This is a genomic window from Bifidobacterium lemurum, assembly GCF_014898175.1.
Lineage (GTDB): Bacteria > Actinomycetota > Actinomycetes > Actinomycetales > Bifidobacteriaceae > Bifidobacterium > Bifidobacterium lemurum.
In genome coordinates this window covers 1053094-1068563 of sequence record NZ_CP062948.1, presented here as the reverse complement: position 1 = coordinate 1068563, position 15470 = coordinate 1053094, and the positions used below count along the sequence as shown (strand labels likewise).

General features: G+C 65.1%; 11 protein-coding genes and 1 tRNA gene. 2 read left to right on the top strand and 10 right to left on the bottom strand.

Translation table 11 applies throughout. From position 1 onward, the window contains the following. Positions 1-2: 2 nt before the first annotated feature. Positions 3-743 (bottom strand): NUDIX hydrolase, encoded by a 741-nt coding sequence (locus BL8807_RS03990; protein ID WP_072724452.1) that lies wholly within the window; start codon positions 741-743, stop codon positions 3-5. Between the two features lie 85 nt (positions 744-828). Between BL8807_RS03990 and BL8807_RS03985 the strand changes: the two genes are divergently transcribed. Then, positions 829-2247 (top strand): CCA tRNA nucleotidyltransferase, encoded by a 1419-nt coding sequence (locus BL8807_RS03985; protein ID WP_072724454.1) that lies wholly within the window; start codon positions 829-831, stop codon positions 2245-2247. 141 nt (positions 2248-2388) lie between these two features. Here the strand turns inward: BL8807_RS03985 and BL8807_RS03980 are convergent, their stop codons facing one another. The 9 genes from BL8807_RS03980 to BL8807_RS03940 form a co-directional block, all read right to left on the bottom strand. Then, on the bottom strand, positions 2389-3009 hold the full coding sequence (locus tag BL8807_RS03980) for a LytR C-terminal domain-containing protein (protein ID WP_072724457.1): 621 nt from the start codon (positions 3007-3009) through the stop codon (positions 2389-2391). A 42-nt stretch (positions 3010-3051) separates the two neighbouring features. After that, on the bottom strand, positions 3052-3960 hold the full coding sequence (locus BL8807_RS03975) for a 4-(cytidine 5'-diphospho)-2-C-methyl-D-erythritol kinase (RefSeq protein ID WP_072724460.1): 909 nt from the start codon (positions 3958-3960) through the stop codon (positions 3052-3054). Further along, positions 3957-4883: a 16S rRNA (adenine(1518)-N(6)/adenine(1519)-N(6))-dimethyltransferase RsmA gene (rsmA, locus tag BL8807_RS03970; RefSeq protein WP_094725482.1), complete on the bottom strand. Its 927-nt coding sequence runs from the start codon at positions 4881-4883 to the stop codon at positions 3957-3959. Before rsmA ends, BL8807_RS03975 begins: the two co-directional genes overlap by 4 nt. 53 nt (positions 4884-4936) lie before the next feature. Continuing rightward, positions 4937-6400 carry an aggregation-promoting factor C-terminal-like domain-containing protein gene (locus BL8807_RS03965; RefSeq protein WP_072724464.1) on the bottom strand — a complete coding sequence of 488 codons (1464 nt, stop codon included), beginning with the start codon at positions 6398-6400 and terminating at the stop codon, positions 4937-4939. A 318-nt stretch (positions 6401-6718) separates the two neighbouring features. Beyond that, positions 6719-6792 (bottom strand) — tRNA-Thr (locus tag BL8807_RS03960). A 160-nt stretch (positions 6793-6952) separates the two neighbouring features. Next, positions 6953-7927 (bottom strand): DsbA family protein, encoded by a 975-nt coding sequence (locus BL8807_RS03955; protein WP_072724466.1) that lies wholly within the window; start codon positions 7925-7927, stop codon positions 6953-6955. A gap of 246 nt (positions 7928-8173) precedes the next feature. Continuing rightward, positions 8174-10123, bottom strand: coding sequence for a serine/threonine-protein kinase (locus BL8807_RS03950; protein ID WP_072724470.1), 1950 nt, complete (start codon positions 10121-10123; stop codon positions 8174-8176). Between the two features lie 30 nt (positions 10124-10153). Further along, positions 10154-11491: an ATP-binding protein gene (locus BL8807_RS03945; RefSeq protein WP_072724472.1), complete on the bottom strand. Its 1338-nt coding sequence runs from the start codon at positions 11489-11491 to the stop codon at positions 10154-10156. Continuing rightward, positions 11488-12204 (bottom strand): LytR/AlgR family response regulator transcription factor, encoded by a 717-nt coding sequence (locus tag BL8807_RS03940; protein WP_072724474.1) that lies wholly within the window; start codon positions 12202-12204, stop codon positions 11488-11490. Before BL8807_RS03940 ends, BL8807_RS03945 begins: the two co-directional genes overlap by 4 nt. Before the next feature lie 307 nt (positions 12205-12511). On the opposite strand from BL8807_RS03940, the gene BL8807_RS03935 reads away from it, so the two are divergent. Further along, the gene (locus BL8807_RS03935) at positions 12512-15409 is read left to right on the top strand and encodes a glycoside hydrolase family 3 N-terminal domain-containing protein (RefSeq protein ID WP_094725478.1); all 2898 of its coding nucleotides are present in this window, start codon (positions 12512-12514) and stop codon (positions 15407-15409) included. Positions 15410-15470 lie beyond the last annotated feature (61 nt).

Here is a 15470-nt window from a genome sequence, read left to right as displayed (position 1 = left end):
GGTCACTCGTCAGCCTGCCTGTTCATCTTACGTGCGTACAGCCACGCGATGCGGCGCTCGTTGGGGTAGCTCAGCACGTCGTCCAGATCCTTGAAATCCACCCAGATCGCATCCTCGGCCTCATGGTCCGGATCGCCTTCGACGGTGAGTTCGCCGCCGACGCGTTTGAGCGCGAAGTGATGCACGAGCTTGTGCACGCGCTGCGTGGTGCCGGTGAACCAGTAGTCGATGGTAGCGATGGAGTCGATCACCTCGCCGAGGATCCCCGTCTCCTCATGCACTTCGCGCACGGCGGTCTGCTGGGGCGTCTCGCCCTTTTCGATATGGCCCTTCGGCAGGCACCATTCGAGATGGCCGCTGCGCGAATGCCGCGCGATGATCGCCACGCGGCCTTGGTCGTCGAAAACGAGCCCGCCGGCGGAGTATTCGCGCACCACCGGCAGTTCCTGCGCGTCCAGCGAGGCGAAGGTGGTGGGGCCGTCCGAGGATCGGCGGCGCGGCATCATCTTCGGCGTGGGGCCGGATGGCACGGGCGTGTCGGCGGAGTCCGCCACGCCGTTCTCCGCCGGCTGCGCGGTGCCGGAACCATCGTCCGACGGTTTGGACACGCGCACCGTGATGGAGGCGGTGAACTCCGCGCCGTCCGCGGATTGCGAGGTGTACAGTAGGCGATTTTGGGTAGAGTCGTCCGCGGCATCGGCGGCATGCGCGAGCATGCGGGCGAGGTCGGCGGGCGTAATCATGCTACCCACCTTACTCAACTGTGTGTGCAGGTGGGGTAACGGTATGCTGGTAGGGCAGAAAAAAGACAGCCAGGAAGGGTGCCAATTGGATTTCGAAGTATGGCCCGAAGCCATCGAACTTGGTCGACTGTTCGCCGAACAGGGATATGAGCTGGCGTTGGTCGGCGGCCCCGTGCGTGATGTGCTGCTGCGCCGCCCCAGCCATGACCTGGACTTCTGCACCTCGGCCAAACCCGAGGAATTCGAGCCGATCCTGCGCCGTTGGGGGCGTGACGGCTTTTGGGATATGGGCCGCAAATTCGGCACGCTGGGCGCCATGCGCCGACGCGCCGACGGCACCGAAGTGCAGGTGGAGGTCACCACCTACCGGTCCGACACCTACGATCCCGACTCGCGCAAACCCGAGGTCAACTACGGCGACACGCTCGAAGGCGATCTGTCGCGCCGCGACTTCACCGTCAACGCGATGGCGCTGCGCGTGCCCGACCTGGAGTTCGTCGACCCCTTCGGAGGCGCCGGCGACCTGTCCAAGGGCGTGTTGCGCACGCCCGTCGACCCCGAACAGTCCTTTGCCGACGATCCGCTGCGCATGATGCGCGCCGTGCGGTTCGTCGCCCAGCTGGGCTTCACCATCGCCCCCGAAACCGCCGAGGCGATCTGCCGTATGAACGAGCGCATCGAAATCGTCTCCGCCGAACGCGTGCGCGACGAGCTGGTCAAGCTCCTGCTGTCCGAGCGCCCGCGCGCCGGCCTTGAGGCGCTGGTGGAATCCGGCCTGGCCGACCGGGTGTTCCCGGAGATCCCCGCCCTGCAGCTGGAGATCGACGAGAAGCATCGCCATAAGGACGTCTTCGACCATACGATGGTCGTGCTGGAACGCGCCATCGCGCTCGAAACCGACGCGGACGGCCCTGTGCCCGGACCTGATCTGACGCTGCGTCTGGCCGCGATCATGCACGATATCGGCAAACCGCGCACCCGACGTTTCGAGCCCGGCGGCAAGGTGAGCTTCCACCATCACGACGCGGTGGGTGCCAAAATGACCCGCAAACGGCTCAAGGCCCTGCGTTTCGACCACCATATGGTCGAGGACGTGAGCGAGCTGGTGAACCTGCATCTGCGCTTCCACGGCTATGTGGACGAACCGTGGAGCGATTCGGCCGTGCGCCGCTACGTCAAGGACGCGGGTCATCTCTACGAGCGTCTGAACCGCCTGACGCGCGCCGACGCGACCACGCAGAACCGTCGCAAGGCGGCGGTGTTCGCGCATGCGATGGACGAGATGGAGGAGCGCGTGCGCGTGCTCAAGGAGCAGGAGGATTTCGACGCGATCCGCCCCGATGTGGATGGCAACGAGATCATGGAGCTGCTCGGATTGGAGCCCGGCCCCATGGTCGGCCGCGCCTACAAGCATATGCTCGAATACCGCTTGGATAATGGCCCGGTCGAGCATGACGTCGCCGTCGCCGAGCTCAAATCCTGGTACGCCTCGGTGCGCGCATAACGACACCCCCGTCGGAATGTGCCGTGAAACACGGCGAATCCGGCTGTTTCACGGCACATTCCGACGGGGGTATACCAAAAGATCCCGTGAAACATCGCGAATCATGATGTTTCACGGGATCTTCTGACGGGGGTATAGATATCAGACGGCGGTGTGCTCGGTGTCGGCCGGCAGATCCGTCATGGAGTCGGCGGCCACGCAGCCTTCGATGCTGGTGATCTCCGCGCCGGCCTGCGGCACTTCGTCCATATCCTGCAGGTCGCTGAAGGTCGCGCCGATCACCAGGTCGATGAGCTTGTCTTCGCGGGCGGTCATCACCATGGTCGCGTCGGTGAAGTTCGCGGCCAGCGTGTACGCCTCGTTGATGGCGTTCTTGCCGAAGTAGATGGTGGTGCGCGTCACCGAGGTGCTCGAATAGTTGTCGATCACTTGGATGGTGAAGTTGCGGTTGGCCAACGCCTCGCCGACGGCGCTGCCCAGTCCCAGATGGTCGGTGCCGTTGAGCACGCGCACGTTCACCTGGCCGTTGGCCACATAGGTGGCCGCGGCGCCGTCCTCGCCATCCACGGCGCAGGGCGCGGTGTTGCCGTAATTCGGCTGCACCACGGGCGATTCCTTGAGCCCAAGCCCGAACGCGTGGTAGAAGAACATCAGCGCGACCACCAGAATCACGGCCAACGCCGCGCCGCTGACGGTGAATACGAGTCGTTGGCGCTTGCGCACATACTCCTTGCGCGCCTGACGTTCATCATGCTGCGTCATATTCGTTTCCTTTTCATCCCGCTGTTGCTTGTAACCTTAGCGTCACTGGGTGACGCTGACGGACGGTGCGGCCGGGGCTGTGGCGACGATGATGCGGTCGACCAGCCGTTCGCGCTTCCATACGTCGGTGATGGCCCGCACGGCAGGGTTGTCGGGCGCGAAGGCAACCACCGAAGGGCCCGATCCCGAAAGGAAGGCATGCGAGGCGCCGGCGGCCGCGGCCGCGTCGATGGCCTGTCCGCTGCGCGGATGCAGGCTGATGGCCGCGCGCTGCAGATGGTTGCGCGCCGCCGGATCCGTACCCAGATGGTCGAAGGCGGCGTACACCTCCGGCGTGCTCAATTGGGCCTGATAGGCGCCGACCAGCACATGGCCGCGGAAACCTTGGGCGGCCAGTTCGCGCGCCTGTTCGCCGTCGGGCGCGAGGATCTCCAACCGCTCGCCGAAACCGGTGCCACGCGCATAGCCCCCAAAGAGGCAGAACGGCATATCCGCGCCCAAGGTGGCGGCGATGTCGCTGAGTCGTTCCAGTGGCCAATCCAACTCCCACAAACGGTTCACGGCGAGCAGCGTGGCGGCCGCGTCGGCCGAACCGCCGCCCAATCCCGCGCCCACGGGAATGCGTTTGGTGATGGTCAGCCCCACATCGGGATCGCGCCCCGCGGCCTTGGCGATGGCGAACAGCGCCAGCACGGCGTGGTTGCGGCGCATATCGCTGCCCGACGAGGCCAGATCGCCCAGATGCGCGCCCTCGATGGACAGCGAGAAGCCGGTGCCGGGCGCTTTGGCCGTGGCGGTGACGGTGTCGCACACGCTGATGGCGCAATAGATGGTGTCGAGCTCGTGGCGTCCGCCCCATTCGGCCCGGGGCGCGCCGACATACAGGGTGAGATTGGTTTTCGCCGGGCAGTCCACACGCACCGTGCGGCCGATGATATCAGTGCCGATCATCGCTCCGCCTCCCGTGCCGCGGCCGCCAGCGCGGCGAATTCGGTGACGGTGAGCGTCTCGCCGCGGCGGGTCGGATCGATGCCGGCGGTCTCGAAGGCCTCGCTCGGCAGTTCGTGTTTCAGCGCGGCATGCAGGGTTTTGCGCCGCTGGCCGAACGCCGCGTCGATCAGGCGGAACACGCGCCGGCGCATCTCCTCGTCGCCGTCCAATCCCAGCGCGGCCGCCTCGTCCGGCGTATGCCGCGTGAAGCGCACCAGGGCGGAATCCACATTCGGCGCGGGCCAGAACACGTTGCGGCCGATGACGCCGGCGCGTTCCGCACGCCCGTACCAGGCGAGCTTGACGCTGGGGGTGCCGTAGATCTTATTGCCGGGCGCGGCGGCCAGACGGTCGGCCACCTCCTTCTGCACCATCACCAGAAAGGAATCGAGGTTGGCGAAACGCTCCAGCAGGGTGAGCACGATCGGCGTGGCCACGTTGTACGGCAGGTTCGCCACCAGCGTGAACGGCCTCTCGCCGGCGAAGTCGGGCAGATTCTCCGGGGTCACGGCAAGCGCGTCGCGGTTGACCACGGTGAGCCTCCCGGCCGCCTCGGGCATGAATTGAGCGATGGTGTCGGGCAGCCGCTCGGCCACGGGCGGGTCGATCTCCACGGCGGTCATCGTCGCGCCGGTCTCCAGAATCGCCAACGTCAGCGAACCCAGGCCGGGGCCCACCTCCATCACATGGTCGTCGGCCGTGACGCCGGCCTCGCGCACGATGCGGCGCACCGTGCCGGGGTCGATCACGAAATTCTGGCCGAACTTCTTGGTGGGGCTGATGCCGGCGTCGGCGGCGATGCGGCGGATGTCGGCCGCGCCGAGCAGATGGCCGGTCGTCTGCGGCCCGGAGGCCGTGGCGTCATCCAGATGAGAATCGTTCATGGTCATGCCTTGCGTTCCTTGGGGCGAGGTGCTGTTTCGTTGGGTGAGGGGCGTTAATACCAGCCGACCTCTTCGGAATGGGCCCACGCCTGCGAGGGGCTGCCGTACCGCTGGGCGATGTATGACAGGCCCCAGTCGATCTGCACGGCGGCGTCGTCGCGCCAGTTCGCGCCGAACGTGGCCATTTTGTCGCCGGGAAGCGACTGCGGAATGCCGTAGGCGCCGGAATAGGGGTTCTCGGCGTACCACAGCCAGCTGGATTCGCGCATCCACAGGTTGTACAGGCAGGTCCACTCGTTGCCGGTCCAGCCGCGTTGCGCCGCCGCGCCCGCGGCATAGGTCTGCGCCTGTGCCGGGGTCGGATGCCACAGTCGGCCCTGCGAGGCGGAGGAGTCGCCGCTCGACGATCCGCCGGACGAGGAACCGCCCGAGGATGAGCCGCCCGACGAGGATCCGCCGGACGAGCCGGAGTCTCCGCCGGATGACGATCCGCCCGAGGATGAGCCGCCGGACGAGGATCCGCCGCCCGTGGTTCCGGAGTCGGTGCCGCTTCCGCCGTTGGAGTCGGATCCGCTTGAGTCGCCGTTCGAGGAGCCGGATTCGTCCGGTGTGGTGTTCGAGCCGGAGTCCGCCTGCCCGTTGCTGGTGTCGGTCGGATCGCTGGTGGCCTGCGGGCCGACGGCGATGATCTGGTCGACGGCCATGCGCGTGACGGTTTCCGACTTCAGGGTTTCCGACTCGGCCACGCCGTCCACATAGGTCACGTCGTAGACCTGCTGTTTCTCGCCGTTCTCGCCCTGTTGGCGGATCTCGCTCTGCCCTGAGGCGAGATTGGGGTCGATGATGGTCTGCGTGTCGAAGGGGATCTCCACCGTGCGCGTCTCCTCGCCGTGGGTGACGCGCTGCACGCGCAGGATCGTCTCGCCGTCGTTCTTTTCGACGCTGACGCGGTCCTCCTTGTTCAGCGTGATGCCTTTGGAGTCCAGAATCGAGGCGGCGGGCAGCTTGCCGTTGGGTGCCTCGGAGCTCGTGCCGTCCGCGATGACGGTGACGGGGCCGGATTCGTTGATCACCAGGCCGCCGGTGAGCTGGTTGTAGATGTTGTCGATGTTCACCGTCACCTTGGCGGCGTTGGCGTTGTTCTCCTCGAAGAAGCCGAGCAGTTGTTCGGCGCTGGTGGCCACGGTCCAGAACGGCACTTCGGTGCCGTCGATGGTGATGGTGGTCTGGTAGGCGCTGCGCACGGTGACGACGGCGTGGTTGGCGAGCGTCTCGCCGGATGAGGTCTCCACCAGATCGTGGGTTTTCACGTCGATGCCCTGCTCCTCGAGCAGACGGGCGGTGGTGGTCGCGTAGGTGATGACCGTGGTCGTCTCGCCGTTGACGTTCAACGCCACCGCCTTGCGCGCGGTGATGCCGAACACGGTGCCCGACGACAGCACCACGGCGGCCACGCACGCCATCACGCGCGCCCGGCGCAGTCGCACAAACCGTTGCGGGGTCCATCGCCGTGCCATAGTCCTCTTTTCCTTCGCGGGCGGTACGGCTTATATCGTAATGGGCGGGGCTGTCCGCCGCCGGACAATCGTCCCAGCGTCCCCAATGTGCCCACAACCCCCACAACCCATGGAACCCGTGCGGGCAAAGAAAAAGGGGGCGGGAGAGAAGGGGATGTCCCGCCCCCTGTGTGGGCAAGGACTGGTTGGGGGGATGCCTTGCCCTATCCAGGAAGCCATACAATTTGGGGGGAAGGCTCCTGGACCACTTACCCAAGGTAAGAATCTCACACGGAATTTCCGCGTATGTCTCATCATACGCTGTTTTCCCGCGCGACGAGCCTCTTGTCGGGATCGAACCGACGACCTGCCGCTTACAAGGCGGCCGCTCTGGCCATCTGAGCTAAAGAGGCGGCTGTCCCGGCGATACGACTCGCCCGAACAAATGACTAGCATACCAGCAGATGGCGCGCGGTCAATTCCGCTGTGCCGTGGCGTTGGCGGATCGCTTCGCGCTCCGTCCGCCGTTACCCGTTTACGGTAGAAACCGTGGGTGCCGCCGGTGTGGCGCGCTCACTCGGTGGTGACGGAGATGGGCTTGCCGTCGGCGCCGATGGACGGCAGTTCGCCGGACACGCCGACCTGGTCGGCGTCAAGGCCGATCGACTTGAGGAAACCGTCGACGATGGTCATATCGGCCAATGACAGGTCGCTCAACGACCAGTAGGTGCCGTTGATCGTCAGGGTGGGCGAGGAGAACGAACCGGAGGAGGAGAACAGCTCCTCGCGGCGGATCGTGTAGGCGTCCGAGGCTTTCAGCCACTCCTGGTACTCGTATTCGCCGCTGAAGGCCGCGTCGGCCACCTCGCTGCTCACACCGGCGGCGATGGCCTGCTCCTTGAGCTGCTCGTCGCTGACGGAGGTGTAGTCGTCCAACTCGCCGGGCTGGAAGTCCTCGGCGTAGATGTTGGCCAGATAGCCCAGCAGATGGTCGGGATCGTCGTCGTGTTCGGCGATGTACACGGCCCCGTTGAACGCGCGGGTGGAATACACGTCGGTGCTCTTGGAATCCTGGAAGGTCATGAAATGCAGGTCGAGGTTGATCTGGCCGGCGTCCATCAGCTCGATCAGGGTGGGGTCGAGCTGTCGGTTCACGCTGGCGCAGCCGGGGCACAGCGGCTCCATGTAGATCGACAGGGTCGGCACGCCGTCGACCTTGGTGCCGTAGCCGTTCTGGGAGATGAGGAATCCGCCCTGGTCGTCGGCGTTCGCGGGCTTGTCGCTCACCTCCTGCAGCGCTTCGTACGCTTCGTCGACCGTCATGCTCGAGGCCTGCGAGTCGGTGTCGCTGGGGTGGGTGGTGCGCCAGACCGCGAATCCGGCGATGCCCACCAGCACGACGATGATGGCGACCACCACCAGGCCGATGATGGTCTGCTGCTTGCGTTCCTTCGCCGCCTGTTCGGCGCGCGCCCGTTCGGCGGCCGCCTCCGCCGCGCGGCGTTCGGCGCGGGTGGCGCGCTTCGTCTGACGCTTCTGATCTGCCATGACATTCCTCCCGTACGTCTGTTCGCCCCCATGATAACGGCAGATGCCGTATTATGCCTCGGCCGAACGCATGGACTGCGTGAATATGGTATGGAAATCGTGTGAATTCTGGGTTGGGGGAGTGGGACGGGCGCGAGAAGGAGGATATGGGCTGCGGTGCGCAAGGGGATTGGTGAGCGGTGGATGGCCCGGCGGGCAGTTCGGCGGGGTGGTTCGGCAAGGGTGCGGACGGTCGGCCCGGGTGCTTTAGAGCGAGGACGCGGGCGGCGTGGCTTGCGCGGCCGCCGTTCCCGCCATGGTCTTGTCCGCTCGCCGCTCGCCGCGCAACGCTCCGGCGCCGAGCCGCACCATCATGGAGCGCGGGCCGAACACGGTCAGCAGCCATCCCACCGTCGTGGCGCAGGCCAGCGTCAGCCCGGTGTACGACAGCGCGGTGTCGGTGAGGGTCGGCAGCGGAATCACCCATCCGCTCACAGACAGGTCGACCATGGCGTACGGCAGATCCAGCGCCCACGCGCCCGCGGCGGTCACCAGCACCACAACCAGCGCCATCGCCAGTGCATGCGGTATGGCGGCCAGCAGCCCCTTGAGCAGATGCCAGGGCAGGGAGGCCACGCGCAGCATCGTATCGGTGCCTTTGCGCGCGCCGCCGCGTTTGGACTCGCGCTCCAATTGGGCGGCGGTGTTGTATCCCGCGGTGAGCAGCAGCCACAGCAGCGCCGCGGCCGCGATCAGGGCGGCCCATGGCAGCGCCGAGGCCAACACGGCCAGCGGCAAGGCGAGTATGAACAGCGGCAGCACGCCCCGTTTGAGCAGGCGCCCTCGCCGCGCGTCGGCGGGATTGACGGCCGGCGCGAGCGCGATCGCCTCGGTGGGCACCGACTGCGCGGCCTGGTCGATCACGCGCTGCAAGGCCGGTCGTATCGTCGGATCCACCGCCGTGGGCGCGGGGTCGGCGGGATTCCAGGACTGCTGCCCTTGGGCCGGTGCCGCCTGGAGCGGGACCGCGGCCGGCATCATGCGGGTTGCGCCGGACTGCTCGAGCGGGGTCGTCGCGCGCGGCATCACCGCCGTCCCGTCTGCCTCCCTCGTCCGCGGATTCATCGCGGTGGTCGCGGCCGTTTCGGCCAGCGTGACGGTGTCCGCCTCGCCCGTGTGGGCTGTGGCCGCCGCGCCCATCGCTTCGGTGCGGATGATGTCGGCGTCATCCTCGTCGCGCCACCGCATGCGGGGATTGTCGTCCGACACGCGGGCGGTGGCCGCGGCACCTGCCGCGTAAGCCTCAAAAGGGCGCACCACCTCCGCGGAATCGCCGGTTCGGTCGCCTCCGTCAAGCGGTTGCAAGGCGTCCACGGCGATGGCGTGCAGCAGTTGGTCGGGGGAGCAGCGTTGCGCGCGGTCCGGCGCGAGGGCCGAGCGGAACGCGGCCATCGTGTTCGCCGGCAGGCCGGTGAGATTGGGGTTGCCGGCGGCGGCGCGTTCCAGCACCGCCATCATCGGTTTGGTGCCGAACACGGGAGCGCCGGTGGCGGCGAACGCCAACACCGAGGCCACCGACCACCAGTCGGTCTGCTCGTCCGATTCGGCGCCGTCGATGATCTCCGGGGCGATGAATCCTGGGGTGCCCATCACCAGTCCGGTGCGGGTCACATGGCTTTCGCCCGCGCCCATGGCGATGCCGAAATCCACCAGCACCGGGCCGGAGGCGCTCACCATCACATTCGTGGGCTTGATGTCGCGGTGCACCAGCCCGGCGGCATGCACGGCCTTGACCGCCTCGATCAGCTTGCGGGCCAGACGTTCCAGATCGTCGCCGGTGTAGCGGCCGTTGACGGCCACGTCGTCCCTGAGGTTGCGGCCGTCGATGAGCTCGGTGACGATGAACGCCAGAGAATCGTCCAATTCCATATCGACGATGCCGCACACGCCGGGGTGCGAGACCTTGCGCAGCGCCATCGCCTCGCGCCGCAGCCGCTCGCGCGCGGTGACGTGCTCCTTGAGATTCGGGTCCTGCGCGGCCGCTCGCGCGTCGTCGTCGGAGAGCGAGTCGCGCAGGATCTTCATCGCATAGGACTGCCCGCCGCCGTCGACGACGCGCCACACCGATCCCATGGCGCCCGCCCCCAAGCGGGAGACCAAGGTGTAGCCGCCGACCATGTCGCCCGGTTCGAGATTCAACGCACTGAGATCGCTCATGCCTCTATTGTTGCACCGTCGGTGCGGATTTCAGCTGATTCTGGCTAGAGGCAGAGGAATCAGCACATGCAGCTCGAACCAGTGGTCCTGCGGCGTGATGGTCAGTTCGCCGCCGTAGGAGCGGGCGATATGGCGGATGGATTTGACGCCGAATCCATGGGCGGTTTTGTCGCGTTTGGTGGTGGTCAGATTGCCGATGGCGTCGTGTTTGAGCGGCGCTTCGAAGTAGTTCTCCACACGGATGACCACGAATTGGCCTTGCTGGAACAACGCGAGCTTGATGATGCGCCGTTCGGGGTCCGCGATCCGGCTCGCCGCCTCGATGGCGTTGTCGAGCGCGTTGCCGAACAGGGTGGCGATGTCCATCGAATCCATGCCGGCGAGCAGTTTGCCGTCGGCCACGGCGGTGAAGGTGATGCCGCGGTCGGCGCAGGTGCGTGTTTTGGTGGTCAGGATCACGTCGAGCACCGGATTGCCGGAATGCTGTTGGGCGCTGTATTCGTTCACCGAGGCCTCCAGCCGTTCGAACTGGGCCGAGGCCTGTTGCGGATCGAGTTCCGCACGCAGGGCGACGATCTGGTGTTTGAGGTCGTGCGCCAGCCTTCCCATCGCCTCGATGTTCTCCTTTGATTGCAGGTATTCGGCATGCTGGCTTTGCAGACTGGCGTTGATGGAGGCGAGTTCCAGCGTGGCTCGGGTCTGCCGGATCTGCTCCTGCTGGGCGTAGAGGATGACGAATCCGCACAGGTCCACCAGCGTGCGGATGTAGAACACCTCCTGGCCCACGGTGCCGGAGAACGGGGTGTTGGTGGAGACGAAACTCAGATTGCTCATCGCGAAGGTGATGATGGTGATGATGCTGGTGGTGACCGCCTCGCGCATGGTGGGGGTTATCGTCTCATCGCCGCGGAAGCTGTGTCGTTCCGCCAGCCATGCGCTGGCGAAGCAGATGCCGTAGATGACGACGAGCACCAGAACGGGTTGCGGTCGCCAGAGCGACGCGTTGCTGGGGCGGATGAACGAGTCGATCTGCCAGTGCAGCGAGGCGACCATCTCGGCGAGCACGAAGGCCCGGGCGGTGAGGAACAGCGCGGTGCGTTTGCCGATGCCCGATGCCAGCCGCACGATCGCCCACATCGCCGCGAACGCCAGGCACATGCCAAGGATCCAAAAGGTGATGGGCAGCGTGCCGGCGAAATACTGCAGGCCGATCAGCGCCGCCAGCCCGATCGCGCCCATACATAAGGTGCGTTGCAATGAGACGGTGCGCGGCACCACGGCCACGTACACCATGCAGGCGAGCCATTCGCTGATGGCCGTGTAGATGCGGGGGATGTCCGGCAGGGCGTTGGTGATCTCGACGGTCATCGCCCGGTACCCACGTGATCGGTGAGCGCGGCGAGGAACTCCTTCTTACGTGGGCGGCTGATGCGCAGCGTCTCGCCGTTGGACATCACGCAGTCGGAATCCTGCACGCCCGTCACATGGTCGAGGTTCACCAGATAGCACGAGTTCGAACGGAAGAAGCTGCGGCCCTCCAGCTGCTCCTCGAGCTTCTTGAGGCTGGAGGAGATGGAGAGCTTGCCGCTGAGCGTGTGGATGACGATGGTGTGGCGGATCGACTCGAAATAGACGATGTCGGCCAATACCAGCCGCAGCGACGACGTGCCGGTGTCCACCAGCATGGATTCGTCGGTGTTGCGCCTCACCTGGGCGATGGAGCGCGCCATCTCCTGCTGGAATCCGAACCAGGGCACGGGCTTGAGCAGGAAGCTCAGCGCGCCCACTTCGTAGCCGTTGATGGCGTACTGCGGGGCGGAGGTGATGAACACGATCACCACCGAGTCGTCGCGTTTGCGGATCTCACGGGCGGCGTCGATGCCGTCCATCTGCTTCATCTGGATGTCCATAAGCAGGATGTCGTACATGGGCACGTAGTTCTCCGCGATCTTCGCGCCGTCGTCGAACACCGACACGGTGAACTGCTCGCCGGATTCCTCCTGATAGCGGTTGAGATAGTCCAGCAGACGCTGGCAATGGGTGGGATCATCCTCGACCACACCGATACGTATCGCGCGCATAACATTCCTTTCTGCCTCCACTAAGCCTAGGCCATGGTCTGCCGATATATGGGCGCAATGGGTGCGGGGCGGGTGCGTAGCATGAACGCGCCGATACGCATGCGTTATGGCATAAGTGGTCGTTTTGATGACAGATTATGCATTGGAACCGACAGGTTGGGCGTGTCTTCGATGAACCGAACGCGGAATTTGTTTGAATCGGTACCAAGGCATGAGGATGTGTCGTCATTGCGGACTTCCATGAGAACAGCAAGGATGCATGTTCCTTCTGCCCCTGCAATGCAATGAGAAATGGAGGAGACATACCATGCTTTCTATCAACATGGCTGATGTCATGAACGTCATCGGATCGTTGACGCCGTACCTGATCGCCATTGGCGTGTTCCTGGTGCTCGGCATCATCGTGACGTTCGCTGTGAACAAGAAGACCGTGCAGAACGTCGGCGTTCGCAAACTGGTCCATTCCGAGTCCTGGCTCGTGGTGCTCGTGGCCGTGGTGGCCTCGGTGTCCATGATGCTGACCGGTCCGCTGGCCACGCTGCTCAACAACGCCACCGTCACCAAGTACATGCTTTCGGACGACACCGTCGCCGCGGCCAACGATCTCGCCAAGGACGTCGAGGCCGAGGCCATCACGATGCTGAAGAACGAGAACGACACCCTGCCGCTGGCCGACAAGAACGTCAACGTGTTCGGCTGGGGCGTCACCCAGCCCGTCTACGGCGGCACCGGCTCCGGCTCCATGTCCGACCAGTACGAGACCACCTCGATCCTGCAGGGTCTGGACGAGGCCGGCTTCACGGTGAACGAGGATCTGATCAACCTGTACACCGAATACCGCGCCGACCGCCCGGTGGTGGGCATGTGGGCCCAGGATTGGACCCTGCCTGAGGTTCCGGCCGCCCAGTACTCCGATTCCCTGATCGAGGAGGCCAAGGCCTTCTCCGATGAGGCCGTGGTCGTCATCACCCGCGTGGGTGGCGAGGGCGCCGATCTGCCGATGGATATGACCGCCGAAGGCATCACCTACACCAACAACTCCGAGGACTACGCCGACTTCGAGGCCGGCGAGCACTTCCTGCAGCTGAGCCAGACCGAGCAGGACATGATCGATCTGGTCACCTCGAACTTCGAGAACGTCACGCTGATCTACAACGGCGCGAACACCTTCCAGCTGGGCTTCCTGGACGACTATCCGCAGATCTCTTCCGTGCTGTGGGTGCCGCCGGCAGGCCAGACCGGCTTCTCCGCCCTGGGCGAAGTTCTCGCCGGTGACGTGAACCCCTCCGGCAAGACCTCCGACACCTTCGTGAAGGATCTCACCCAGCAGGTCACTTACAACAACTTCGGCGATTTCGCCTACGACAACGTCGACGATCTGGCCGCTTCCGTGACCGGCTTCACCGGCGAGACCACCGAGGTGACCCCGAACTTCGTGAATTACACCGAAGGCATCTACGTGGGCTATAAGTTCTACGAGACCGCGGACGACGAGGGCGCGATCAACTACGACGAGATGATCGCCTTCCCGTTCGGCTACGGCCTGTCCTATACCACGTTCACCCAGGAGATGGGCGATGTGACGTACTCCGACGGCACCGTCTCCTTCGACGTGACCGTGACCAACACTGGCGACACCGCCGGCAAGGAAGTCGTCGAGGTCTACTACAACCCGCCGTACACCAACGGCGGCATCGAGAAGTCTTCCGTGAATCTCGTGGACTTCGAGAAGACCGACCTGCTCGAGCCGGGCGAGAGCCAGACCGTTTCGATCGAGTTCGAGGACGACGACATGGCGTCCTACGATTCCGAAAACGCCGAAGCGTATGTGCTGGAGGCGGGCGACTATGTGGTGTCCATCAATTCGGATTCCCATACGGTGATCGACGAGCAGACCGTGACGGTCGACGAGACCATCACCTACGACAGCGAAAGCAACACCCACGACGGCGACGAGGTCGTGGCCACCAACCAGTTCGACTACGCGGCCGGCGACGTGACCTACCTGTCCCGCGCCGACGGCTTCGCGAACTACGCCGAGGCCACCGCCGCCCCGACCAACTACAGCATGTCCGACGAGGACAAGGCCACCTTCATCAACAACGACATCTACGATCCGGCCGACTACAACGACGATTCGGATGAGATGCCGACCACCGGTGCCGACAACGACGTGCGTCTGGCCGACCTGTACGGTCTGGACTACGACGATCCGCTGTGGGACGAGATGCTCGACCAGCTCACCGTCGACGATATGGACAACCTCATCGCCAACGGCGGCTATGGCACCCCGGCCATCAGCTCCATCGGTAAGATCCAGATGACCGACGCCGACGGCCCGGCCTCGCTGAACAACAACTTCACCGGCGTGGGCTCCATCGGCTTCCCGGCCTCCACGGCGTTCGCCTGCACCTGGAACCGTGATCTTGCCCGCCAGTTCGGCGACATGATCGGTCAGATGGCGCACGACATGCACGTGGCCGGCTGGTACGCCCCCGCCATGAACATCCACCGTTCCGCCTTCTCGGGCCGTACCTTCGAGTACTTCTCCGAGGACGCTCTGCTCTCCGGCGTGATGGCCGCCGAGCAGACCGCCGGCGCGCAGGAGCAGGGCGTGTACGTGTTCATGAAGCACTTCGCGCTCAACGACCAGGAGACCAACCGTACCGAGATGCTGTGCACCTGGGCCAACGAGCAGTCGATCCGTGAGATCTACCTCAAGCCCTTCGAGATGAGCGTGAAGGATGGCGGCGCCACCGCCGTCATGAGCTCCTTCAACTACATCGGCACCAACTACGCCGGCGCGACCGCTGCCTTGCAGCAGACCGTGCTGCGCGACGAGTGGGGCTTCCGCGGCATGGTGCTCACCGACTACTTCGGCGGCTATGGCTACCAGAACGCCGATCAGCTGATCCGCAACGGCAACGACATCATGCTGGCCACCACGGACATCACCAACCATGTGACCGACACCTCGGCCACTTCGGTCCAGGCGATGCGCACCGCGGCCCACAACATCCTGTACACCACCGCCAACGGCTGGCAGTACGCGGATGGCGAGCCGGAGACCACGACTCCGATCTGGCGTACGGCCATGTATGTGGCTTGGGGTGTGACCGCGGTTCTGTTCCTCGGCCTGAGCGCCTTGGCGATCAAGAAGTTCCTCGATCGCAAGAAGGCCGCCACCATCGAGGTCCAGGCCTGAGCCTGAATTCCCGCCCATAGCGGTCGGGAATCCAACCCAGTAGCCATACGGGCGGCATCCG